The sequence below is a fragment of the Microbacterium sp. 01T413_2 genome (assembly GCF_056398985.1).
Window position 1 is genome coordinate 38359 of the sequence record NZ_JBFTQL010000003.1, and the last position, 22850, is coordinate 61208.

Genomic DNA, 22850 nt, shown 5'->3' on the forward strand with positions numbered 1-22850 from the left:
GCCGTCGCGCCGCCATCGCCATCGTCGGAAGGAACCGGATGCCCTCGCTCGTGCTTTTCGGCCTCGCCGCGGTGCTGCTGTGGTCGCTGGTGTCGCGCCGCTTCGAGCGCTGGGGCGTCGCGGGCCCGGCGATGCTGCTCGTGCTGGGCGCCGCGACCACGGTGTGGGACCTGCCGACCTATGCGACCGCCTTGGATTCTCCGGTCACCGAGAAGATCGTCGAGGTCATCCTCTCCCTCCTGTTGTTCGCCGACGCCACCGAGGTGCGCGGCGGCATCTTCGGGGGCGAGGGCAGGGTCACGGCGCGGCTCGTGCTCATCGCGCTGCCGCTGTCGCTCATCCTCACGGCGATCGCGAGCGTGCTGCTCATCCCCGAGTCGTTCGTGGTGATCGGGGTGATCGCGTGCGTGGTCATGCCGACCGATTTCGCTCCAGCCGCCCGGTTGCTGCGCACCAAGCGCCTGCCGGAGCGGATCCGCGCGATCCTCAACGTGGAGAGCGGCTACAACGACGGCCTCGTCTCGCCGATCTTCGGGATGGCGCTGCCGATCGCCGTCGTGCTCGCCCCCGTGGTCCGGCAGGCGATCGCCACCGGATCCGACACGGTCAACGTCACGGATGAGGATCTCGGGCACAACGTCGACAAGATGACGGAGGCGTTCCTGAACGCGGTGCCCGCCACGCTCTGGGCCGTCGTGATCGGCGTGGTGCTCGGCGGTCTCGTCGGCCTCGTGCTGCGGATCGCGCGCGACCGGGACATCGCGAGCGAGGGCGGTGCGCGCTACGCCATGCTGCTGCTTCCGCTCATCGCGTACGGCATCGCGACGATCCCGGCCCTCGAGGCGAACGGCTTCGTCGCCGCCTTCGTCGCCGGTCTGATGTACCGCGTGGCCCGCACCCGCGGCATGGAGCTGCGGGTGATCCCGCATGCCGAGCTGCTGCTGGTCGAGGAGGTCGGCACGCTCACCGCCAACTTCGTCTGGTTCATGCTCGGCGGTGCGGCGCTGCTCGCCTTCACCGACTCCTTCGACTGGCGGGTTCTCGTGCTGGCGCTGCTCGCGCTCACCGTGCTGCGGCTCGGCCCGGTGTACCTCTCGCTGATGGGCAGCTCCGTGGGGCGCGGAGACCGGGTGCGGATCGGCCTGCTCGGGCCGCGCGGCACGGCGACGATCGTGTTCGGCCTGCTCGCGTACAACGCGCTGCCCGATGAGGACGGCAACATCGTGCTCCTGGTCATGGTCGTCACCGTCGTCGGCAGCATCCTGCTGCACGGCATCGCGGCGCCGCTCGTGCTGCGTCGGCTCTCGCCGGGCAACACGGCCGCGCTGGCCGAGGGCTCGGCGACGCCGCACTGACCGGCGCCGCCCTGTTGTGACCGAGCGGCGATCTCGCCCGACTCGGCAGCCGGCGGACCGCCGGGCATGCGCTGCGCACGGGCGGGGGTCAGGGAGCCGAAAGGCCCAGATGCTTGTAGAGCAGTTCCATGGCGAACGGGATCCCGCTGTTCAGGGCGCCTGCGACGTGATCGGCTCCCGGTGTTTCATGGAACGTGGTGGTGAAGCCGGCGTCCTCGGCGCGCTTGGCGTCGCGCTTCGTCCCCGGGATGTATCCCGGATCCGCACCGCCCACAGTGAACACGGCGAGGTGGCCGGCGAACTTCCCGGGGTTCTCCGCGATCCCCGCCTCGGCCTTGAGCGCGTCGAACTTCGCCGCGTCGCCGCCGAAGAGCGTCTTGATCGCCTCGTTGCGCCACTCCACGCCCGGGTACTCGTCCGGTGAGATCGCCACGATGTTCCCCCAGATGTCCGGGTGGTGGGTCGCCCATGTGAACGCGCAGGCGCCGCCGTTCGAGTAGCCCATGATCGTCCAGTAGCTGTGGTCGAGCAGCACGTTGAGGTTCCTCGTCGCGTAGGCCGGGATGTCGGTGTTGAAGTAGGCGGGCACGTCGCCGTACTTGGCGGTGTTCGCGCAGACCGGATCCGACTTGGTGACGCCGAGCTGATCCGCGACGATCACGATGGGCGCGAGGCCCTTGTTCTTGGCGGCGAGGTCATCGAGCGCCTTTGCGATGAACGTCGCGTCCGGATCGCCGGGATAGCCCATCATCATCACGATCAGGGGGAGCCGCGGGGGATTCGCAGTGCGCGCCGCGGGCGGTAGGTAGAGGACCGCATCGCGGGGCCGGAAGCCGCCGGTGGCGGGGATCGCGTGCGAGCCGCTGAGCACGGCCGTCTCGCCGGTCTTCGGCATGTCCGCCGGCGGGTGCCAGGACTCGTAGAGCGGGCCGCTCGTGGTCTCGGTCGGGACCGGCTTGGGCAGCACGTCGATCTTGTCGTCGGTCGCGATGCCGAGCATCGAGCCGACCGTGGTGTTGACGCCGAACGCCGCATTGACGCCGAGCGTCGTAGAGAGCAGGGAGAGGACCACCACCAGCATCGCGACGACTTTCCGCCAGACCCGGCGCTCCCACAACGACACGATGCCCAGGAGGATCGCCGCGAACCCTGCCGGCACCCAGAACCAGCACGCGTAGGGCAAGGCCGGCCCGAAGGCGTGCGACGTGTTCACGAACGCCACGAGTGCAGCGCCTCCGCCGATCCCGACGGCGAGGGCGATCACGATCCGCCACAACCACGCCGGGCTGGGCCGGCGGATCAGGACGACGATCACGGCCACGATCGTCAGCCCCCAGATCGTGAGCGGGAGCGGGCCGTCGATGACGTTGAGCTTGAAGAACCAGGTCATCGATGGCTCCTGTTCGGTGGTCAGTCGTATCGCGCGCGGCACGAGTGACTCTAGTCCGGTGCCGATCACAACCGGTCAGACCGGAAGCCGGGGGAGCTGCCAGTCGAAGAACACGGCGAGCATGCGCAGCAGGAACGCCACCGCGAATCCGGCGAGGAGCGCGAGCCCGGGTGCCCGGGTCCAGCGCAGCAGGATCCCCGTCACCAGCGCACCGGCCAGGGCTGCGGTGCCGTAGACGCTCTGCGACAGCACGAAGGGCACCCGGTTCAGGATCACGTCCCGCACGAGGCCACCGCCCGTGGCCGTCATCGTGCCGAGCGCGGCGACCACCCAAAGGTTTGCGCCCCGAGCAGCGGCTTTCTCCGCGCCGCCGACGGCGAACAGGGCCAGACCAACGGCGTCCGCGGCGGCGAGTGCGAGGGCAGGGATCTCGTCGACCGCGGCGAGCACCCCGAACGTGGCGAGCGCGGCGCCGAGCGCGACGATGATCCGGATCCGCGAGGAGAACGCCGCCGGAGGCAGATCGCCGAGCAGCACATCGCGGAGGATCCCGCCGGCGAGCGCGACGATGAAACCCACCACCAGCACACCGAGCAGATCCAGGCCGGCATGTGCGGCGGCCGCCGCACCCTCGACGGCGAACAGGCCGGTCGCCACGATGTCGAGCGTGTCGAAGAGGCGGGCGCTGATCGCGGGGCGCGGCCTCGCGAGGAGTTTGGATGCGGTGGCCTTCACGTGGACAGCTAAGCGTCTCGCGGCCGCCCGCGGAGGCATCGTCGCGGCGTGGCGGACCCCACTCCGCGTCCCCGGCGTGTGATCAGCCGCGCATGTAGACCCCGCGCACGAGGGGCGCCGGATCCGCGTCCGCCGGCACGGCCGTGTCCAGTTCGAGCACGAGGCGGTCGCCCTCCGCGCGCAGTCGCATCACGGTGCGGCCGCGGTCGGAGCGCCGGTCGAGCACCAGGACATCGTCCTGCCAGACCGCGGTGCCCGGCGTCGCCGGAGTGAAGCCGTACGTGTCGAACCACCAGAACCCCGCGCCGGCCACCACGGCGTGCGCGACGAGGGGTGCGCCGTCGGCTCCGTCGCGCGACTCCACGTAGTCCAGGAGGATCCCGTCGGGACCGGGTTCGACGCTCAGCGCACCGCGGGCCGATCCCGCTTCCGTCCACGCCGTGGGGAAGAGCTCCTCCGTCCCCGTCCAGTCGCCGAGCAGTGCCTTCAGCCGAGGATCCGGTGCCATGAGGACGAGCCTACGCGGGGAGCGCGCGGCGTTGTCGGACTGGAAAGATCCGCGATTCTTTGCGCGTAAGATCGCGAAAAGCCGAGGGATCCCCGCCGTCCGGCTCAGTACTCTGAGCAGGTTGTCCGGGCGAGGTCGCCTGGAGCCCCGTCATCGCTGACGGGCACAGAGGAGGTAGCTATGGCAGTCATCGGCATCGTGCGCGAGCCTGCGGGCGAGGCGCGCGTGGCCGCGACCCCGGCGACGATCGCGCAGCTTCGCAAGCTCGGTCACGACGTGGTCGTGGAGCGCGGAGCGGGATCGGATGCGTCGTACCCCGACGAGGCCTACGCGGCCGCGGGGGCGACGCTGGTCGAACGTTCGCAGGCGTGGGGCAGTGAGATCGTGCTGGCGATCACGCCGCCGGATCCGGAGCGGATCGCTCTGCTCGCTGACGGGGCGACGTTCATCGCGCTGCTGTCGCCGGCGCTGCGCCCCGACCTCGTCGAGTCCCTCGCCCAGCGCGGCATCACCGCCCTGGCGCTCGACGCCGTGCCGCGCATCTCGCGGGCGCAGTCGATGGACGTGCTGAGCTCGATGGCGAACATCGCGGGCTACCGGGCCGTGGTCGAGGCTGCGCACGAGTTCGGCCGGTTCTTCACGGGCCAGGTGACCGCCGCCGGAAAGGTGCCGCCGGCGAAGGTGCTCGTGGCGGGCGCGGGCGTCGCCGGCCTCGCCGCGATCGGTGCGGCCTCGAGCCTCGGCGCGATCGTGCGCGCCACGGATCCGCGCCCCGAGGTGGCCGACCAGGTCACCTCGATCGGCGGCGAGTACCTGCCCGTCGACGTGGCTGTGGAGAAGTCCTCTGACGGCTACGCCAAGGCCACGAGCGAGGCGTACGACCGCCGCGCCGCCGAGATCTACACCGAGCAGGCCGCCGACGTCGACATCATCATCACCACGGCGCTCATCCCGGGGCGTGCCGCGCCCCGGCTCATCACGGCGTCCGATGTCGCCGCGATGAAGCCCGGCAGCGTGATCGTCGACATGGCGGCGGGCCAGGGCGGGAACGTGGAGGGATCCGTCGCGGGCGAGCGCATCGTCACCGAGAACGGCGTGATCATCCTCGGCTACACCGACCTCGCCTCACGCCTGGCCGCCCAGGCCTCGCAGCTGTACGGCACGAACGTGGCGAACCTCGTCGCCCTGCTCACCCCGGGCAAGGACGGCGTGCTCACGATCGACTTCGACGACGTCGTGCAGCGCTCGGTCACGGTCGTGCGCGACGGTGCCGTCACCTGGCCGCCACCGCCCGTGCAGGTCGCGGCGGCTCCGGCGAAGGCGCCGGTCGCCCTTCGACAGGCTCAGGGACCGGATGGGGCGGCACCGGCGAAGAAGGGCATGTCGGCCGGCCGCAAGGCGCTGCTGATCGTGCTCGGCATCGCCGCGCTGTTCGCGGTGAACGCCTTCGCGCCCGCGCCGCTGCCTCAGCACTTCACGGTGCTGACGCTATCCGTCGTGATCGGCTTCTACGTGATCGGCAAGGTGCACCACGCGCTGCACACCCCGCTCATGTCGGTGACCAACGCCATCTCGGGCGTCATCGTGGTCGGCGCGATGCTGCAGATCACGGATCCGAATCCGGTCGTCCAGGTGATCGCCGCAATCGCCGTGCTGCTCGCATCCATCAACATCTTCGGAGGGTTCGCGGTCACCCGTCGCATGCTCGCCATGTTCACGAAGGGCGGCCAGAAGTGACCGTCGGGGCTCTCTCCACTGCCGCGTACATCGTCGCGGCCCTGCTGTTCATCCTCAGTCTCGCCGGGCTCAGCAAGCACGAGACCGCGCGCTCCGGGGTGATCTTCGGGATCTCCGGCATGGCGATCGCGCTGCTCGCCACGGTGTCGCTCACCGTCGCGAACGCCTGGACCGGCGGTGCCGTGATCGGGCTGGTCTTCCTGCTCGTCGCCCTGATCGTGGGAGCGGGGATCGGCCTGTGGCGCGCCAGGGTCGTCGAGATGACAGGCATGCCCGAACTCATCGCGCTGCTGCACAGCTTCGTCGGCCTCGCCGCCGTACTGGTCGGCTGGAACGGCCACCTCGCCCACGCGAAGATGGCCCCCGCGCTGGTCGGGATCCACAACGCCGAGGTCTTCATCGGCATCTTCATCGGCGGCGTGACCTTCACCGGATCCATCGTCGCCTACCTCAAGCTGTCGGCGCGGATCTCCTCGAAGCCGCTCATGCTGCCCGGCAAGAACGTGCTGAACATCCTGGCGCTCGTCGCGTTCCTGGTGCTCACGGTGTGGTTCGTGATCGACCAGCAGCTGTGGCTGCTGATCGCGGTCACCCTGCTCGCGTTCGCGCTGGGCTGGCACCTCGTCGCGTCGATCGGCGGCGGCGACATGCCCGTCGTCGTCTCGATGCTGAACAGTTACTCGGGCTGGGCGGCGGCCGCGGCGGGCTTCCTGCTCAACAACGACCTGCTCATCGTCACCGGTGCGCTGGTCGGATCCAGCGGTGCCTACCTCTCCTACATCATGTGCAAGGCCATGAACCGGTCGTTCCTGTCCGTCATCGCCGGTGGATTCGGGATCGTGGCGTCCGCGTCGGGCGACGAGGAGCACGGCGAGCACCGGGAGATCAACGCGGAAGGCGCGGCCGACATGCTCACCTCCGCGAAGAGCGTGGTGATCACCCCGGGATACGGGATGGCGGTCGCGAAGGCCCAGTATCCCGTCGCTGACCTCGTCTCCAAGCTGCGCGAACGCGGCATCGACGTGCGCTTCGGCATCCACCCCGTCGCGGGACGCCTGCCGGGTCACATGAACGTGCTGCTCGCCGAGGCGAAGGTGCCGTACGACATCGTGCTCAGCATGGAGGAGATCAACGACGACCTCGCGTCGACCTCCGTCGTACTGGTGATCGGCGCGAACGACACCGTCAACCCCGCGGCAGCGGAGGATCCGGGCAGCCCGATCGCCGGCATGCCGGTGCTGCGGGTGTGGGAGGCCGAGAACGTGATCGTGTTCAAGCGCTCGATGGCCGCCGGCTACGCGGGCGTGCAGAACCCGCTGTTCTTCCGGGAGAACGCGCAGATGCTGTTCGGCGACGCCAAGCAGCGCGTGGAGGACATCATCGCGGCGCTCTGATCCGCTCCGCCCAGTGCGCCGAAGGTCGGTCTCCCTGACGGGGGCCGACCTTCGGCGCGAGAGGCCCGCGGGCCGGCGTTCCTGAGCGCACGCGCGTCTTCGCGGGCCGCTTTCCTGGGAGAACCCGATGGATCCGGTGAACGGATCGGGAATGATGCCCATGACCCCTGTCGCCGCTGGCCGCGCAGGCCTACTTTCGGTGCGGGACCCGATGCCGGGGAGCGCCTGGCGTCCTCCACGGCATCGAGGCCCCTTCCTCTCACGAAAGGTCCCTCGATGTTCCGTTCCCGATTCGGCACCGCCGGGGCGCTCGGCGCCCTCGTGCTGGCGGCCGCGGCCGGCGGTGCGGCCGGCGCGCTGCCGGCCGCCGCTGCTCCGCGTCCCGCTGCCGCCACGTCCACCCCGATCCAGCACGTCGTCGTGATCTTCGGCGAGAACGTCTCCTTCGACCATTACTTCGCGACCTACCCGAATGCCGCGAACATCGCGGGCGAGACGGTCCAGGGCACGGGGGCGCCGGCTTCCCCGTTCACCGCCGCGAAGGACACCCCGACCGACATCGCGACCCTCGCGAACGCCGGCCTGCTCGCGCCGAACAACCCCAACACCGTGCAGCCGAAGCGACTCACCCCCGGTCAGGCCGTCACCTGCGACCAGGACCACGAGTACCTCGCCGAGCAGAAGGCGTACAACGGCGGCGCGATGGACCGCTTCGTCGAGAACACCAGCACCGACACCTGCGGCAACCCCGGTGATCCCCGGTATGCGACCCCGGGCATGACGATGGACTACTACGACGGCAACACCGTCACCGGCCTGTGGAACTACGCCCAGCACTACGCGCTCAGCGACAGCAGCTTCTCCGACACCTTCGGCCCGTCGAGCCCCGGTGCGCTCAACCTCGTCTCCGGGCAGACGCACGGCGTGATCAGCGTCGACCCGTTCACCGGCGCGCAGACCGCCACCCCCGACCCGTACACGGTGAAGAGTCCGGACGCGCAGGGCGTCGGCACCATGACGGAGGACCCGGATCCGGCCTTCGACGACTGCTCCGACGGCAGCCACGCGAAGAGCTATGCGCTCGCCGCGATGCAGGGTCGCAACATCGGCGATCTGCTGAACGAGAAGAACGTGTCGTGGGGCTGGTTCCAGGGCGGCTTCACGCCGCAGAGCACCAAGACGATCAAGGGCATCGACTACGCGCAGTGCACGACCACGCACACGAACGTGGCCGGTGTCTCGTCGACCGACTACAACCCGCATCACGAGCCGTTCCAGTACTTCGCGTCGACCGCCAACCCGCACCACCTCGCCCCGGCCTCCGACGCCGAGATCGGGCACGCCGGCCAGGCCAACCACCAGTACGACATCACCGACTTCAACAAGGTCGTCGACACCGACAACATGCCGGCGGTCTCGTACCTGAAGGCGCCGAACTACCAGGACGGGCACGCGTCGTACTCGGATCCGATCGACGAGCAGACGTTCGTCGTGAACGAGATCAACGCCATTCAGAAGTCCAAGAACTGGGGATCGACGGCGATCGTGCTCGCCTATGACGACTCCGACGGCTGGTACGATCACGTCGCGGCGACGGTGACCAACGCGTCGAACGATCCGCAGAACGATGCGGCCTGGTGCCTCGATGCGTCGGCCTCCGGCACGCCGATCCTCGGCGGTTACGCCGATCGTTGCGGCCCGGGCCCGCGTCAGCCGCTCCTGGTGATCTCTCCGTTCGCGAAGAAGGACTTCGTCGACCACACCGTCACGCAGCAGTCGTCGATCCTGCGGTTCATCGAGGACAACTGGGGCCTCGGCCGGCTCGGCGACGGGTCTCTGGACGCGGTCGCCGGCTCGCTCGGCAACCTGCTCGACCTCTCGCATCCGCGCAAGGATGCGAACCTGACGCTGGATCCGGCCACCGGCACGATCGTCCAGCCGGCGTACTGCGCCGGCAACAGCGGCAAGCACCTCGGACAGGGTGGAGGCTGCAGCTGACGCCCGACCAGCACACGCGGGCCGGCCTCCTCGAGAGCCGGCCCGCGCACGGACACGACGGCCCGGGCGCTCCGAGTGAGCGACCGGGCCGTCGTGTCAACGTTCGGTCCCTGAGCCTGTCGAAGGGCCGGGTCGGCGAAAAGCCTTCATAGCGCGCCGGCGTGGCGGACGACGATCGCGGCGGCGGCCCTTGCGGGTGCGGCTCCGTAGAGGAAGCCCCGTGCGTCGCCGAGGCGGGACGCGGCGAAGGCGTCGGCGACGGCGACCGGTGCGTGCCGGATCAGCAGCGAGCCCTGCAGCGCCACCGCGAGGGCTTCCGTGAGCCGGCGCGCTCCGGCCTGCGCGTCGGCGGACGCAGGATCGCGCTGCGCTGCGCGCAGCAGCAGCTCCGTGCCGGCTATGTGCGCGTCCAGACGTTCGTCCGCCCCAGCGGCGAGGCGCACCTCCGCCAGTAGCGCGTCGGCGGTCTCCGGCTCGCGGGCGATCGCGCGCAGCACGTCCAGCGCGATGACGTTGCCGGATCCCTCCCACACCGCCATCACGGGCTGCTCGCGGTAGCGCCGGGCGAGCGGGAACGCCTCGGTGTAGCCGTTGCCGCCCAGGCACTCCAGCGCCTCGTAGGCGTGGCCGGGCCCGCGCTTGCAGATCCAGTACTTGAGCACCGCCGTCGCGAGCCGGTGGAACGGCTCGTCCTCGGCAGGCGCGTCGGCTTCGTAGGCCGCGGCGACCCGCAGTGAGGAGGTGATCGCGGCCTCGGCCTCCACGGCGAGATCGGCGAGCACCTGCGTCATCGCGGGCTGGTCGGCGAGCAGGGCGCCGAAGGCCGATCGGTGTTGCGCGTGCCAGATCGCCTCGGCGGTCGCCTGACGCATCCCGGCGGCGGTGCCGAGCATGCAGTCCAACCGGGTCTGATTGACCATCTCGATGATCGTGCGGACGCCGCGACCCTCCTCGCCGACGAGCCAGCCGAGGGTGCCGTCGAACTCCACCTCGCTCGAGGCGTTCGCGCGGTTGCCGAGCTTGTCCTTGAGCCGCTGAATGAGGAACGGATTGCGGGATCCGTCCGGCAGCACGCGCGGCACGAGGAAACAGCTGAGCCCGGCCGGCGCCTGAGCGAGCACCAGGAAGCCGTCGGACATGGGCGCCGAGCAGAACCACTTGTGCCCGGTGAGGATCCAGGACCTGTCGCCGGTCGGCGCCGCGGAGGTGCGGTTCGCGCGCACGTCGGATCCGCCCTGCTTCTCCGTCATCGCCATGCCGAACAGGGCGGACGTCTTGCCGGGGGTGAGCGCGGGCGAGTAGTCCCGCGAGAGCAGCCGCGGCATCCACTCGTCCTGCAGGTCCGCCGACCCGAACTGCTGCAGCGCGGGGACAACCGCGTGCGTCATGGACACGGGGCAGGCGTGCCCCGGCTCGATCTGCGCGAACAGCAGGAACTGCGCGGCGCGGGCGACCTGCGCGCCGGGGCGCGGATCCGCCCAGGCGGAGGTGTGGGCTCCGGCGGCGATCGCGGCGCCGATCACCCGGTGGTACGCGGGGTGGTACTCGACCTCGTCGATGCGGCGTCCCCAGCGATCGAACGCGACGAGCTCCGGCTCGTGCACGTTCGCAAGCTCGGCGTCGTGCTGGAAGGCGGCGGATCCGACCAGCTGCCCGGTCGCGGTGAGCTCCGGCTCGGCCCAGGAGGCGCCGTGCCGTCGCACACCCTCGACGAGCGGGAGGTCGAGTGCGAACTCGTCCACGCCCTCCCGCGGCGGCGCCTGGTTCGTGACGGTGTGCGTCGCCATGCGGATCCCCTTCGATCGCGGTCTGATCCGACGCTACGCCATCCCCCCGTGTGGGCTCACGGTCGGCGTGCGGATGGCCGTCGCGCTCGACGAGGGCCGGAACGCCGGCGAGGCGGGCTCAGTCGGCCGCGCGGTTCTCGCGCCACTCGTCGCGGAGCAGCCCCATCCGCACGATGTCCTCATAGCGCCCGCGCACCCAGGCGTGCTCGCGCTGGCGCCCCTCGACGACGAAGCCGGCCTTCTCGTAGGAGCGGATCGCCGCGGCGTTCGACGCGATCACCTCGAGATGCACCCGGCGCAGGTTGCCGCGCACGAACCCGAACTCCAGTATCTGCCGCATGGCCTCGGTGCCGATGCCCTTGCCCCGGGCGGACGGGATGAGCGCGATGCCGACCTCGGCGTGCCGCGCGACCTCGTCGATCTCGAACAGGCCGACGTTGCCGACGGCTTCGCCGGCGACGTCGATCACGAAGCCCCGGTTGCTGCCCGGATCCGCTTCTCGCGCCGTGAGACGCTCCTCCCACGCGGTGCGGGGCGGAACCGCGGGGCGGCCCGGGTTGCGTTCCTCCCACGTGTCGAGATCCGTCGCGATGCTGTAGAGCGCATCGAGGTCGGCGTCTGTGCGAGCGCGGAGGGTGACAGCGGGTCTTGTGGACATGGGTGTCACGCTACCCGCAGGTCCGGACAACGCGGTCGCGACCGGCGCCGCGGACCGAAGAGGACCGTCCCCTTGTGACGCGTTGCACGGCGGCATACCCTGCGGAGAACAGGGCGGGATCAGGCCCGCCGCGGGCGGGTATGCAGATGAGGGCGTCGCTGACCGGCTCCCTCGTGAAGGAGGATGAGATGGGGCACGACAACGACGACGACCAGGTCGAAGCGCCGGTCCACGAGCAGAAGGCTGCGGAGAACGGTCCACCCCGGGACGAGGACGACGACGGCCTGATCCCGCCGCCCGAGGTGGACACGATGCTCGGGTTCGAGGGGTCGATCGAGGGTCTCTGACGGCGGGCCGCCCTGTCGCGTGCGCGGCCGGGCTAGACGATCGCGTGCGCCCGCACCGGGAAAGTCCCGAAACCCGCGACGGCCGGTGGAGCGGCAGTGAACCGGGCGCCGCGCGCAGGCAGCGAGCCCAGGTTCGCAAGGTGCTCGACGACGGGGATCCCTGCCGCGAGCAGGATCGAGTGCGCGGGGCGCTCGCCTCCCGATTCGGTGTCGTCGATGTTGAGCGAGTCGATGCCGACGAGCGCGACCCCGGCGCCGACGAGGGCCTGCGCCCCGCCTTCGGTGAGGAACGGCGCGCCGCGGCCGTACGCCGGGGTGCCGAAATGCCGGTCCCAGCCCGTGTGCAGCAGCACGGCCGCGCCGTGCAGGTCGCGGTCGGCCAGCGTTGCGGATCCGATCCCGCGACGGTCGGGCGACCACGCATCGGCGAGGTGGAAGACCTCCGCCGGCAGATCGACGAGCTTCTCCAAGGGCAGCGAGGAGAGATCGCCCCCGTCGGCGTATCGGTGGAACGGCGAGTCGATGTACGTCCCGGTGTTGCCGATCATCGTGATGACGTCCATCGCGAACTCGGTGCCGGGCGCGTACTTCGCCCTCGAGTCCTCCCTGGTGAGGAACGGGGTGATCTCGGGCGCGGGCAGGCCGGGGTAGGTGACGAGGCCGGCGTGGATCGAGTGCGACAGATCCACGATGCGGCGGGCAGGCGCGGGCGTCGTCGCCTCGACCCCGCGGCTGCCGCGGTGCTGCTCGGCGACGATCTCGAGGCGATGCAGCACGACCGACTCGACGAGTGCGAGACCGAGGTGGCGGATGAGGAGCGCGCCGATCGCCTCGGCGTCCAGATCGGGGGAGGGCAGGTCTAGGCGGAAGCCGTCGCCGTGCATCCCGCCGCCGTTGGCGAAGGCGATGTCGAAGCCGAAGCGCGCGCGATACTCGGGAGAGGTCATCCCGCCAGTATGTCGATGATCCGGGGGTCGACGGCTCCATGGCGGAGTCTCGTGCTTCGCAGAAGGACCCGCACCTTCCGTAGCGGATGCGGGTCCTTCTGGTGATCGAAGCGGGCGCTCAGTGGAACAGGCCGAGCTTTCCGAACTTCTCCGCGAGCAGGTAGTAGACCGTGATGCGGCTCTTGGTGCGGTCTGCCTTCATCGTCTCCTTGACCTCGTCGAGCGCGGCGTCGAGGACCGCGTCCGACTCCGTGAGGCCGAGCTTCTTCTTGAGGAAATTGGTCTTGACGGTCTCGACCTCGTCCTTGTCGGAGAATGCGACGTACGCCGAGTCCTGGCTGTCCATGACGAGTCGGTAGGTCTTGAGCAGACCCGCGATCGCAGCATCATCGGCGTCGGGACGGTAGATCTTGACGTCAGCGGCCCAGTCGGCCATAGGGAACTCCTTCGCTCCGGCTCGGCTCGGATGTGCCGCGCTCGCCAGAGAGCCTAGAGGCCGCATCCGAACAGCAACAGACACCCATAGGAAACTGACAGCGGGATCTGATGCCGTACCGTGGTGCGTGAGCCGGCCGGCGATCCTCGTGCGGTGTTCGACACGTCGGCACCGCCGGCAGCATCCGGCGGGCCCCCTCGGAGTGCTGGACGATGCGCGTTCTGTTCAATCCTCAGCGCCTACGTGGTTCGTACGGTCGAGTCATGTCCGCACCAGAGCAGCATCGCACCGCGTCGTCAGGCTTGCGGCCGTCGCTGGTCGTCGCGTGCGCGTCGGAGCGTGACATCGCACGGGAGATCGGCCACGCCGCGGCGACCGGGATGCGGTTGGTGCCGCGGGGCGGTGGCCACTGCTTCGCCGGCAGATCCACCACCGACGGCATCGTGCTCGACCTCGCCGCGATGGATCAGGTCCGCGTCGATCCGTCGGGTACGGCGACGATCGGCGCAGGGTGCCGGCTGGGCCGGGTGTACGGCGCACTGCATGCGGTGGGACGCACGCTGCCGGCGGGATGCGGGGAGACCGTGGGCATCGCGGGCCTGACCCTCGGCGGCGGGATCGGTCTGCTGGGACGGCAGCACGGGCTGACCTGCGACCGGCTGATCGGCGCCCGGGTCGTGCTCGCCGACGGCGACATCGTCGACTGCGACGAGCATCGCGAGCCGGATCTGTTCTGGGCGCTGCGCGGCGCGGGAGGGGGCCAGTTCGGGGTGGTCAGCACGTTCCGGTTCGCGACCGTGCCCGAGCCCATGGTCTCCCGTGTCGAGGTCGCGATACCGGGGAATGTCGACCTCGGTGCTCTTGTGACGGCCTGGCAGGAGCACGCCCCCGATGCACCCGACGGCCTGACCGTCGATCTGGTCATTGAGCTGGAGCCGGGTGTCCCCGGTCTGCAGGTCCGCGCGGTCGGAGCCTCGAGCCTTCCCGCGTCCGTGACCAACGCGTGGCTGCGGGAGCTCCTGGGCAGAGCCGGGTCGGCGCGGCTGCGGGTGGAAGATCCGGTGCCGTACTCGACCGTGAAGGAGACGCACGCCGACGAGCGGCGTTCGCTGCCGCAGCGTCCGGTCCGCCTGCGGTCGGAGTTCTTCGAGCACACGATCGAAGAACCGATCCTGGAACGGATCCAGTCGCTGCTCGCCGACGCGGACCGCAGCAGGCCGCGCAGGCTTTCGTACACGGCGATGGGCGGGGCGTACAACCGGGTGGCCTCGGGTGAGACCGCGTTCGCGCACCGTGGCACCCGCTTCCTGCTGGAGCATGTCGGCGACCCCGGCGACCGGTGGATCGACGATTCCTGGAACGCCGCCCATGAAGCCGGATCCGGACGGGTGTATCCGAACTTCCCCGACCTTCTGCTCGAGGATCCGCTCTCCGCCTACCATGGCGCCAACGCGGACCGTCTTGCCGGCGTCAAGCAGCGCTACGACCCGCACCGGTTCTTCGACTTCCCGCAAGCCATCCAGCCCGCGGGCAGCGACCCGCACCCCCACAGGAACGAGGTTCGAGGATGAGCACGCAGAAGCCCCTGTCTGACCCTGCTGGTGCGCCGCGGGTGCGCAGTTTCGATCACGTCGGAATCACGGTCGCCGACCTGGAGGCGGTCACAGCGTTCTTCGCCGGCCTCGGGTTGGAGGTTCTCGGCGATCCCATGGCCGTGGAGGGCGAATTCCTCGACACGGTGATCGGGATCCCCGCCGCCCGGACTCGGATCGTCATGCTGCGCGCTCCCTCCGGCGGCACGACGCTGGAGCTGTCCAGCTTCACCCGCCCCGATCACGAGCCCGGCTCGCCGGCTCCGATGGCGAACGAGCTCGGCATCCGCAACGTCGCCTTCATGGTCGACGACCTCGACGCGATGATCGACCAGGTCGTGGGCGACGGATACGCGCTGGTCGGCGGCGTCGGCGAATGGCAGCACGCCATCCGGATGGCCTACGTCCGCGGTCCGGAGGGCATCATCGTCTCCCTCGCCGAATCGATCGGTTGACGGCGTCATGCGTATCCGCTGGCGAGGCGTCGAAACGGGGAGCACGGAGACGCTGGAGTTGTCCGTCGCGACGGGCGGCGTGGATGCGACATCGGTCGTGGAGAGCCCTGGTCGCGTGATCCGTTATGCCGCCCGGCTGACGGAGCGGTGGGAGTTCGCGGATCTCACGGTCGAGGACGACCGCGTCGGAACCCTGCGCCTGGCCCGATCGTCGGCGGGCGAATGGCGGGTGAACGACGTGCCGCGCCCCGACCTGAGTGCGGCGATCGACATCGACCTGTCCTTCAGCCCCTTCACGAACACGCTGCCGATCCGCCGCCTGGCGCTGAGACCCGGCGAGTCCCGGGACATCGTCACCGCCTACGTCACCGACGCGCTCGAGGTGCTGCCGGATCCGCAGCGCTACACGTGCCTCAGCCGAGAGCGCTACCTCTACGAGTCGCGGGACAGCGACTTCCGCCGGGAGATCCTCGTCGACGCCGCGGGGCTCGTGCTCGAGTACCCGGGACTGTTCGTGCGCGTGCGGGAGTAGCCCCGGAGCGGGATCCGTACGGCGTCTGACGCGACGAAGGCCCCCGTCGGTGACGGAGGCCTTGTCGGAGTGGAGGGGCTGACGGGAATCGAACCCGCGCTGTCTGCTTGGGAAGCAGAAGTTCTACCATTGAACTACAGCCCCACATCGAAACAGCCGCGTAATTCCGCGGCTGAAGCGACCTTGCGAGTCTATAGGTTGCATGTCAGACGGGCAAACCCCGCGTTTACCCCGCGCTTTCAATCCGAGAGAACATCGAACTGCTCGAGGATGACTGTCTGGTCCGGAAGGACCGTGACGGGCACCGCGTACTTGTCCTCTGTCGTAGACATGTGCGCATGGTTGAGCTGGTGCTGAGCGGCTTCGATGCCGGCCTCGTCGCGCAGCAGCGTGGCAACGGTGGAGCGAAACTCCCTCGGTAGCCGGCCCTCGAACGCGGTCCCCTTGAGCGCTGCGTGCCACTGGGTACGGAAGTTGCCCGGGATCCTCGGCGTCAGGGTCGACGACGGGAACAGGAGCGGGGACTGAGAGTTCACGCGGCGGCGCAGCAGCATCTGGGAGACGAATCGCGGGAGCGCGACGTAGATTTCCTTGTGGTTCTTGCGGTGCGGCTGGATCCGCCACTTCCCATCCGGGCCCTTCGCCATTGTGCCCCAGCCCTTCACGCGCGCAGGTGTCTGGGTGAGATCGATGTCCTCCCACACGAGCTTCGAGACGGCGGGATCCGCCGTCGTCGTGCGTACTCAGCGAGTGCTCGATCCGGCCCCGCCCGTCTCGGCGGGCGCTCCAGCGTCAAACAACTGGAAGACGAATCGCCCGGTCAACGGGTCCTTGTCTGTTCCCGTTGCGGGCGAGGTGGTCTACACGATCACGACGGGCGGCACCGGACTCACGGAGGGCGTCTACGCCATATCGCTGCCCGCCACGGTGGGGCGCTACTACTCCGCGTCGCTGGAGGTAAAGGCCGAGGGGTCGCTGGTGGGTCGAGCAATCCCCAGCGGCGCGTACCCCGTGCTGCACAACGGGATCAACCTCGGCACCGCCGCGGGAGTCCCGGCGACCTTCGACGGCACCTGGCAGAAGATCACCATCCTCGGCACCATCGCCGCGACGACGACGAACGCCGTGAACCTGATCGCCTACATCCCTGGTGCTCTCGCGGGCGACGTGCTCCGAGTCCGGTACGCGATCGTCGAGGAGAACGTGGATGCATCGCGCCCCGCGGGCCTCTTCTTCACGGGTGCGCAGCAGCCCATCATCTCTATGAACCTCTCGACCAACCCGAACGCTGTGGCGGCGGTGGGATTCCAGTCGAACAACACGGCGACATGGACCGTGGCTAGGAACGTAGCCGCCCCAGCCGGGCATCCACAGGGCATCACCACGGCAGCATCCTCGGTTCTCAACGGACCGCAGTCCACGGTCACGCTGATGTCGATCTACAACCTGGACACACTCGCGAACACTGGCCCCGCGCGCCGCATCGGCGCCTGGTTCTACGTCACCGCGGCGGGCTATCAGGTGAAGATCAACTCCAGCGATACGCCGACCCTGCTTTCCGCCAGCACCTGGACGTGGGTAACCGGTGCCCCCACGCCGGGCACGTCGTATGCGGGTGCGTTCGTGGAGAAGGCGTCCGGGCAGGGCAACGCGGCTGTCGGGGACATCGCGTACGTGACGGGTGTGACAGCGTTCTCTGACGGGACTGTGCCTGCCCGCACGCTCGCCGGATCGGTTGCGGCTCCCCAAGGCTTCGCGGCTGCATGGACGGGGGCAGCGAACAGCTCTGCGACCACTCTCTGGGATGCCGACTTCTCGACTCGTTGGCAGGGTAACGCGAACGTGAGCCCGTCCGAGCTGACCGGCATCGCGGTAGCTGGGCTGAGCACAGCCAACGCCTACGCCGTCCAATCGACACGGTGGACGAAGGCGGGGTCGAAGTCCGCACGCATCATCCCGAGTCATCCGACGAACACCGCCTATGCGGAGATCGCACCGTTCCCGATGACGGTCAGCGGCACCTACACGGGCATCGTGACGATGCACCTCGAAGCGCCGCTGAGTCCAGCGCCGGGAGGCGTGAGAACCCGCACGGTAAATCTGCTGGGCGGGAACACGACCTACTCGAACGCCGCGCCGAATGCCGCCGGGGATACTGAACTCCGCGTGACGGGATCCATCACGAACGCCAACGGCCGGATGATCTTCTTCCACGACGGCGTGCTCGGATCGGGGGACATCTGGGTGGATCTCGCGACCCTGGTCGCGGGAACCTACACAGGCCCAGCGTTCACGGGCGATTCTCCTGGCGCCGCGTGGGACGGCGCACCAAATGCTTCAACCGCCCAGACCTGGCGCTAAGTTGCGAATACTGCAGACAGAGAAGACCCCCGTCCCTGGCAATGCCGGGGGGCGGGGGCCTTCTCTCGTTCGTGGGTATTGTTCTAGGGCCCCTCCTGACGCAACGAAATCGAGCCGCGCCATCGTCTAACTCAACGAGCGAGCCGCACCTGATGAGGCCGCAGCGCATCGTCCCTGGCATTTAGGGCGAGGGGGAGCTACCGTCCGCGGCCTCCGTCTGGAAGATGCTGTAGTCCAGGGTGAGTGATCCGGTTTCTGACGGATCGTTCACGTCGGTCGCTGTGATAGTGATCTTCCAGGTGCCCAGTTTCGTGGAGGTCCCCGTAAGCCGCCCTGTGTTTGGTTCCAGAGTCATCCCGGGCGGAAGTTCACCCTGACTGGCGAAGGTGTAGGGGCCCCCCGCGCATCCTTCTGCCGAGCACTTTCCAGCAGCGATGAACCACGTCTCCGCAGGCCCGCTAATCGAGCCGATCGGAAGGCTTCCTGGGCGCAGGGCCACAAGCACCCGTCCTGCGGTCACTGGCTCGAACACTGTGGGCGTGGGCGTGGGCGTGGGCGTTGATGGGGATGTGGTGCTGCTGCTCCCGGTCTCGGCTGTTGTCCCCGTCGAGGCCGAACAAGAAGTCAGCAGGAGCTGCACCGCGACGACGCCGATCGTGAGATAGGAGGTCGCACGCTTCGTTCCGGCGAATCGTGTTGGTCGTGTCTTTTGCATCATCGTCCCTTTTCAGCCAATGGTCCCACCACCCCAAAGGTAAATGGCGGCAGAGATATCGGTACCTAGGCACCAATGATTGCCATTCCGGTCGCCCTCTGTGGCCGAAACGATAGCCGAGGCGATCAACCTTCCGTTCGCGGGGTCGTAGACGCCGATTGGGCCGCCGCTGTCGCCACCGATGCAGAGGCCGCCGACAGCGGAGAAGTACAGCAGGTGGCAATAGTTCTTTCCCTCATACCAACGGCAGGTTTGACTGTTTCCTGCCGAGGTGATGTTGCCTTGTCCTGAAGATGCCCCAGAGATCACCAGCTGGTCGAGGTAGTTGAGGGCGGAGTTCGGATAGACACCGTTTGCCTCGATGGAGGTCGAGGAACTGGGCGAACCTGTGTACACCCTGGAACCGTAGGAAGAGCCGGCAATGACGGCCGCATCAACGCCGTAGGCGCCGAGATTAGAAGCGCTGAACCCCACGTAGCCGCCGTTGTACATGTCGCCGTTGTTGTACCACTTGTACCCTGATGGGCCGCAATGGTCCGCCGTGAGAAGGTACCGAGAACCGTTGTTGAACCGGAAAGACGTGGAGCACCAGGGCTCGCCGTCCCAACGATTGGTCCTGGCGCCCCCGTACCATGGTGCGCTATCGGCGGTCCGGGAAGCCGGCTCGACGTCCCCGCTCTGCAGTCGAATCCACGGCGCAAAGCCGGAGAGTGCTGCCTGAAGCGAGAGCAAGGACTCGGCATTGACGGTGATATCGACCTTGCCGTCGGCTGCGTTGGTCACGGCGGAGGCGGACAGAGTGGGAATCTTGGTGGCGACGGTGCTGATGGCGCTTCGGATCGTACACACATCCAACAGCGACGGCGCATCCTTGGACTCCACGCCGATCTGAGTTCCCGCAGCTCGCAACGTCGCCAACGCGTCGACGGCTGCAGGGTCGGCTCCCGCCAGCTCGTCGACGGTCGACGTCGCACCCTGAACCGACGCCTTGCTGACCGTGACGGTCCCCGTCTTCCCCGCGAACGATACCTCCATCACCTGCCCCGCGTGCTGCCGCAGGATTTGGGCGCGCAACGTCTGTTCGGCTCGAGGTACGGGCTCAAGGTCGTCATAAGGGAGAGAGCTGTCTCGGTAACCCACGCCACCCGCCGGGTAGACGCCATTGTCGAAAAGGCATCGGCCCTCGGCGTTGAGGCTCGACACCAACTGCCCGTTCGGTGGAACGGGCTGCGTCAGGTCCACCGCAGGCTTCGACGTGGCCGCCAGAACCGCGTTCGAGGGCCAGAGCGTGAGAAAGGTGACGACAATAGCGACCGAGGTCAACCCCAGTTTCGTTCCACGGTTCATGCGCGGAATCTACGGGCTCCGCGGAACTTCTGTCAAACACGCTGGTGCGGTTGTCGCAAAACGACGCGTGCGGCCACACTCTACCCGCATTCAAATCTATGTTCTATCCGATGTGCATGCATCGTGGGGTCTGATTGCCACGCGTTTACCCCGCGCTTTGCGCGAGGAAATTGCGGGATCGGCCGGGACCGGGCGGGATGTCAAGCGGCCAGCGTTCCGCGGAATCGCGCAGGAGAATCGACCGCGGCGGGAGCTTCCGGGAAGTTGCGGGATTCAGAATTTGTGATGCAGAAGTTCTGCCATTGAACTACAGCCCCGTGCGTCGGTGACGCCTGGCCAGCATAACAAACGCCCACGGGATCCCGGATCCGCCCTGCCTCATCGCACGGTTTCCCTCCCCGCCGCGACTTTCCCTCCCCGCACGGGCGCCGACCGGGGGAGGGAAACAAGGTGAGGGGAGGGAAACGGAGTGAGGGGAGAACCCGCGAGGAGCCCGGGCAGGGGGGCGGGCGACGTTCGGGGTTTCCGGAATCATCCCCGGGGATCCCCGGAGTCATCCTCCAGAGGGATGCGACGAGGCACAGCCGCCGCATAGCGTCGAAGACATGATCACCGCAGAGGGCCTCAGCAAGAGATACGGACCCAAGACCGCCGTCGACAACGTGTCGTTCACCGTGCGGCCGGGCACCGTCACCGGCTTCCTCGGACCGAACGGCGCCGGCAAGTCGACCACGATGCGGATGATCGTGGGCCTGGACCGGCCGAGCGCGGGCCGCGTGACCGTGAACGGACAGGAGTACCGCCGTCTGCACGCGCCCCTCACCGAGGTCGGCGTGCTGCTGGACGCCAAGGCCGTGCACACCGGCCGCTCGGCCCGCAACCACCTGCGCGCGCTCGCCGCCACGCACGGCCTGCCCTCGAAGCGCGTCGACGAGGTGATCGAGATCGCCGGCATCGGATCCGTCGCCCGCAAGCGCGCGGGCGGGTTCTCGCTCGGCATGGGGCAGCGCCTCGGCATCGCCGCAGCCCTGCTCGGCGACCCGCACACGCTGATCCTCGACGAGCCGGTCAACGGGCTCGACCCCGAGGGTGTGCTCTGGGTGCGCAACTTCGTGCGGCACGCCGCATCGGAGGGACGCACGGTGCTGCTCTCCAGCCACCTCATGAGCGAGATGGCGCAGACCGCCGACCACATCATCGTGCTGGGCCGCGGCCGGGTGCTCGCGGACGCACCGCTGTCGCAGCTCGTGCAGCAGTGGACCACCGCCCAGGTGCGGGTGCGGAGCCCCCGCGCCGCCGAGCTGGGCGATCTGCTGATCGCCGCCGGCGCCCTGATCACCCCCTCGGGCCACGACACGATCGACGTCACCGGCCCCGAGGCATGGTGGATCGGCGACCTCGCCGCCGAGCGCGGCATCGCCCTGCACGAGCTCACCCCCACCAGCGGCTCGCTGGAGGACGCCTACCTCGCCCTCACCGGCGAGGCCGTCGAATACCGAACCCGCGCCGTGCCCGAAGCCGTCGCCCCGATCCCGGAGGTGGTCGCATGAGCGCCGTCGCCCCCACTGTCCCCGCCCTGCCGGGCCGGTTCCGTCTCAGCTTCCCGCGGAGCCTGCGCAGCGAGTGGATCAAGCTGACCACGCTGCGCTCGACCTGGTGGTCGATCGCGATCACCGCCGCGCTCACGATCGGCATCGCCGTGCTGATCGCATTCGCCCTCACCACCTCCGGTGAGGCACCGCGCGGGCTCAACGGCATCATGGCCGTGGTCACGCCGATCCAGTTCACCGCGCTGCTGGCCGGGATTCTGGGTGCGATCGCCGTCACCGGCGAGTACTCCACGGGCATGATCCGCTCCACGCTCACCGCCGACCCGCGCCGCGGGCGCGTGCTGGTGGCGAAGTCCGTGGTGCTCGGGGTGTTCCTGTTCCTCGCGTCGCTGGTGATGTTCGTGGTCGCCGCCGTCCTCGTGTCGGCGATCCTCGGCGCGCACGGCCAGGGCCTCGAGTGGAGTGCGCCCGACAAGGTGATCTTGCCGCTGCTCGCCGCCGCCGCGACGATGGCGGTGTGCGCGCTGATCGGCGTCTCGTTCGGCTTCATGCTGCGCTCGGGCGCCGGTGCGATCGCTGCCACGGTCGGACTGCTGTTCGTGCTGCCGATCATGTCGAACTTCTTCGCCTTCGCCGGCGAGTCCTGGAAGTGGGTGCTCGACGCCGCGAACTACCTGCCGCTGTCGGCCGCGCAGAACGCGATCCTGCCCAGCGACACCGCGCCGATGTCCGCAGGCGTGGCGTTCCTCACCCTCGGCGCCTGGGTCGCCGCGGGCCTGCTCGGATCCTGGGTGGTGCTGCGCTCGCGCGACGCCTGACCCGCGGATCTGCCGACATCGCCCCCTTTCGCACTGTGCGGAGGGGGCGATGTCGTCTGCGGACGCCGCCGGAGGATGTAGTACCTGAGGACCACCCCGGGACGGACCGGATCCTCCCTGAAGCGGATGTGCCGGCCTCATGGTGCGCGGTTGGCTGAAGGTACGGCTCGTCGCAGCCCGCGGCAGTC

The 22850-nt window shown here is 68.9% G+C and carries 21 protein-coding genes and 1 tRNA gene; 11 read left to right on the top strand and 11 right to left on the bottom strand.

Translation table 11 applies throughout. The features are described 5' to 3' along the window. Nucleotides 1-38: 38 nt before the first annotated feature. Nucleotides 39-1355: a cation:proton antiporter gene (locus tag AC1DMN_RS02850; RefSeq protein ID WP_477230107.1), complete on the top strand. Its 1317-nt coding sequence runs from the start codon at nt 39-41 to the stop codon at nt 1353-1355. Nucleotides 1356-1443: 88 nt separating this feature from the next. Here AC1DMN_RS02850 and AC1DMN_RS02855 read toward each other — a convergent pair whose 3' ends face one another. The 3 genes from AC1DMN_RS02855 to AC1DMN_RS02865 all read right to left on the bottom strand — a co-directional run bounded on the left by AC1DMN_RS02855 (nt 1444) and on the right by AC1DMN_RS02865 (nt 3988). After that, a complete protein-coding gene (locus AC1DMN_RS02855; RefSeq protein ID WP_477230108.1) occupies nt 1444-2745 on the bottom strand; it encodes an alpha/beta hydrolase in 1302 nt (433 codons plus the stop codon). A 75-nt stretch (nt 2746-2820) separates the two neighbouring features. Beyond that, nucleotides 2821-3480 carry a trimeric intracellular cation channel family protein gene (locus AC1DMN_RS02860; RefSeq protein WP_441978225.1) on the bottom strand — a complete coding sequence of 220 codons (660 nt, stop codon included), beginning with the start codon at nt 3478-3480 and terminating at the stop codon, nt 2821-2823. An 82-nt stretch (nt 3481-3562) separates the two neighbouring features. Further along, complete coding sequence (locus AC1DMN_RS02865) at nt 3563-3988, bottom strand: hypothetical protein (RefSeq protein ID WP_477230109.1); 426 nt, start codon at nt 3986-3988, stop codon at nt 3563-3565. A gap of 180 nt (nt 3989-4168) precedes the next feature. Here AC1DMN_RS02865 and AC1DMN_RS02870 point away from each other — a divergent pair, with 180 nt between their 5' ends. The 3 genes from AC1DMN_RS02870 to AC1DMN_RS02880 all read left to right on the top strand — a co-directional run bounded on the left by AC1DMN_RS02870 (nt 4169) and on the right by AC1DMN_RS02880 (nt 9117). Beyond that, a complete protein-coding gene (locus AC1DMN_RS02870) occupies nt 4169-5725 on the top strand; it encodes a Re/Si-specific NAD(P)(+) transhydrogenase subunit alpha (RefSeq protein WP_477230110.1) in 1557 nt (518 codons plus the stop codon). Beyond that, nucleotides 5722-7119, top strand: a complete 1398-nt coding sequence (gene pntB, locus AC1DMN_RS02875) for a Re/Si-specific NAD(P)(+) transhydrogenase subunit beta (RefSeq protein ID WP_477230111.1) — start codon at nt 5722-5724, stop codon at nt 7117-7119. The genes AC1DMN_RS02870 and pntB overlap by 4 nt, the downstream gene beginning before the upstream one ends. A 276-nt stretch (nt 7120-7395) precedes the next feature. Further along, nucleotides 7396-9117 (top strand): phospholipase C, encoded by a 1722-nt coding sequence (locus tag AC1DMN_RS02880; RefSeq protein ID WP_477230112.1) that lies wholly within the window; start codon nt 7396-7398, stop codon nt 9115-9117. 146 nt (nt 9118-9263) lie between these two features. Here AC1DMN_RS02880 and AC1DMN_RS02885 read toward each other — a convergent pair whose 3' ends face one another. Together AC1DMN_RS02885 and AC1DMN_RS02890 are read right to left on the bottom strand one after the other, a co-directional pair. Continuing rightward, on the bottom strand, nt 9264-10904 hold the full coding sequence (locus AC1DMN_RS02885) for an acyl-CoA dehydrogenase family protein (protein WP_477230113.1): 1641 nt from the start codon (nt 10902-10904) through the stop codon (nt 9264-9266). A gap of 118 nt (nt 10905-11022) precedes the next feature. Then, a complete protein-coding gene (locus tag AC1DMN_RS02890; RefSeq protein WP_441977856.1) occupies nt 11023-11562 on the bottom strand; it encodes a GNAT family N-acetyltransferase in 540 nt (179 codons plus the stop codon). Nucleotides 11563-11750: 188 nt separating this feature from the next. On the opposite strand from AC1DMN_RS02890, the gene AC1DMN_RS02895 reads away from it, so the two are divergent. Next, nucleotides 11751-11909 carry a hypothetical protein gene (locus tag AC1DMN_RS02895; RefSeq protein WP_441977857.1) on the top strand — a complete coding sequence of 53 codons (159 nt, stop codon included), beginning with the start codon at nt 11751-11753 and terminating at the stop codon, nt 11907-11909. A 32-nt stretch (nt 11910-11941) separates the two neighbouring features. Here the strand turns inward: AC1DMN_RS02895 and AC1DMN_RS02900 are convergent, their stop codons facing one another. Together AC1DMN_RS02900 and AC1DMN_RS02905 are read right to left on the bottom strand one after the other, a co-directional pair. Continuing rightward, the gene (locus AC1DMN_RS02900) at nt 11942-12856 is read right to left on the bottom strand and encodes a cyclase family protein (protein ID WP_441977858.1); all 915 of its coding nucleotides are present in this window, start codon (nt 12854-12856) and stop codon (nt 11942-11944) included. 118 nt (nt 12857-12974) lie between these two features. Next, nucleotides 12975-13292 (bottom strand): DUF2853 family protein, encoded by a 318-nt coding sequence (locus tag AC1DMN_RS02905; protein WP_440732540.1) that lies wholly within the window; start codon nt 13290-13292, stop codon nt 12975-12977. Nucleotides 13293-13555: 263 nt separating this feature from the next. Here AC1DMN_RS02905 and AC1DMN_RS02910 point away from each other — a divergent pair, with 263 nt between their 5' ends. Genes AC1DMN_RS02910 through AC1DMN_RS02920 form a run of 3 tightly spaced genes read left to right on the top strand, consistent with a single transcriptional unit; the run spans nt 13556 to nt 15871 of the window. Continuing rightward, nucleotides 13556-14863 (top strand): FAD-binding oxidoreductase, encoded by a 1308-nt coding sequence (locus AC1DMN_RS02910; RefSeq protein ID WP_477230114.1) that lies wholly within the window; start codon nt 13556-13558, stop codon nt 14861-14863. Beyond that, complete coding sequence (locus AC1DMN_RS02915; RefSeq protein WP_477230115.1) at nt 14860-15339, top strand: VOC family protein; 480 nt, start codon at nt 14860-14862, stop codon at nt 15337-15339. Before AC1DMN_RS02910 ends, AC1DMN_RS02915 begins: the two co-directional genes overlap by 4 nt. Nucleotides 15340-15346: 7 nt before the next feature. Next, nucleotides 15347-15871 (top strand): putative glycolipid-binding domain-containing protein, encoded by a 525-nt coding sequence (locus AC1DMN_RS02920; RefSeq protein WP_441977861.1) that lies wholly within the window; start codon nt 15347-15349, stop codon nt 15869-15871. A 70-nt stretch (nt 15872-15941) separates the two neighbouring features. Here AC1DMN_RS02920 and AC1DMN_RS02925 read toward each other — a convergent pair. Both AC1DMN_RS02925 and AC1DMN_RS02930 read right to left on the bottom strand, forming a co-directional pair. Beyond that, nucleotides 15942-16015, bottom strand: a tRNA-Gly gene (locus tag AC1DMN_RS02925). Nucleotides 16016-16110: 95 nt separating this feature from the next. Further along, a complete protein-coding gene (locus tag AC1DMN_RS02930; protein ID WP_477230116.1) occupies nt 16111-16575 on the bottom strand; it encodes a tyrosine-type recombinase/integrase in 465 nt (154 codons plus the stop codon). Nucleotides 16576-16702: 127 nt separating this feature from the next. On the opposite strand from AC1DMN_RS02930, the gene AC1DMN_RS02935 reads away from it, so the two are divergent. Next, nucleotides 16703-18232, top strand: coding sequence for a hypothetical protein (locus AC1DMN_RS02935; protein ID WP_477230117.1), 1530 nt, complete (start codon nt 16703-16705; stop codon nt 18230-18232). Between the two features lie 181 nt (nt 18233-18413). On the opposite strand, the gene AC1DMN_RS02940 is transcribed toward AC1DMN_RS02935, so the two are convergent. Beyond that, a complete protein-coding gene (locus tag AC1DMN_RS02940; RefSeq protein ID WP_477230118.1) occupies nt 18414-18950 on the bottom strand; it encodes an Ig domain-containing protein in 537 nt (178 codons plus the stop codon). A 9-nt stretch (nt 18951-18959) separates the two neighbouring features. Beyond that, nucleotides 18960-20294 (bottom strand): chymotrypsin family serine protease, encoded by a 1335-nt coding sequence (locus AC1DMN_RS02945; protein ID WP_477230119.1) that lies wholly within the window; start codon nt 20292-20294, stop codon nt 18960-18962. A gap of 605 nt (nt 20295-20899) precedes the next feature. Here AC1DMN_RS02945 and AC1DMN_RS02950 point away from each other — a divergent pair. Both AC1DMN_RS02950 and AC1DMN_RS02955 read left to right on the top strand, forming a co-directional pair. Beyond that, nucleotides 20900-21844: an ABC transporter ATP-binding protein gene (locus AC1DMN_RS02950; protein WP_477230120.1), complete on the top strand. Its 945-nt coding sequence runs from the start codon at nt 20900-20902 to the stop codon at nt 21842-21844. Then, nucleotides 21841-22662 (top strand): ABC transporter permease, encoded by an 822-nt coding sequence (locus AC1DMN_RS02955; RefSeq protein WP_440732535.1) that lies wholly within the window; start codon nt 21841-21843, stop codon nt 22660-22662. Before AC1DMN_RS02950 ends, AC1DMN_RS02955 begins: the two co-directional genes overlap by 4 nt. The last annotated feature ends 188 nt before the right edge of the window (nt 22663-22850 follow it).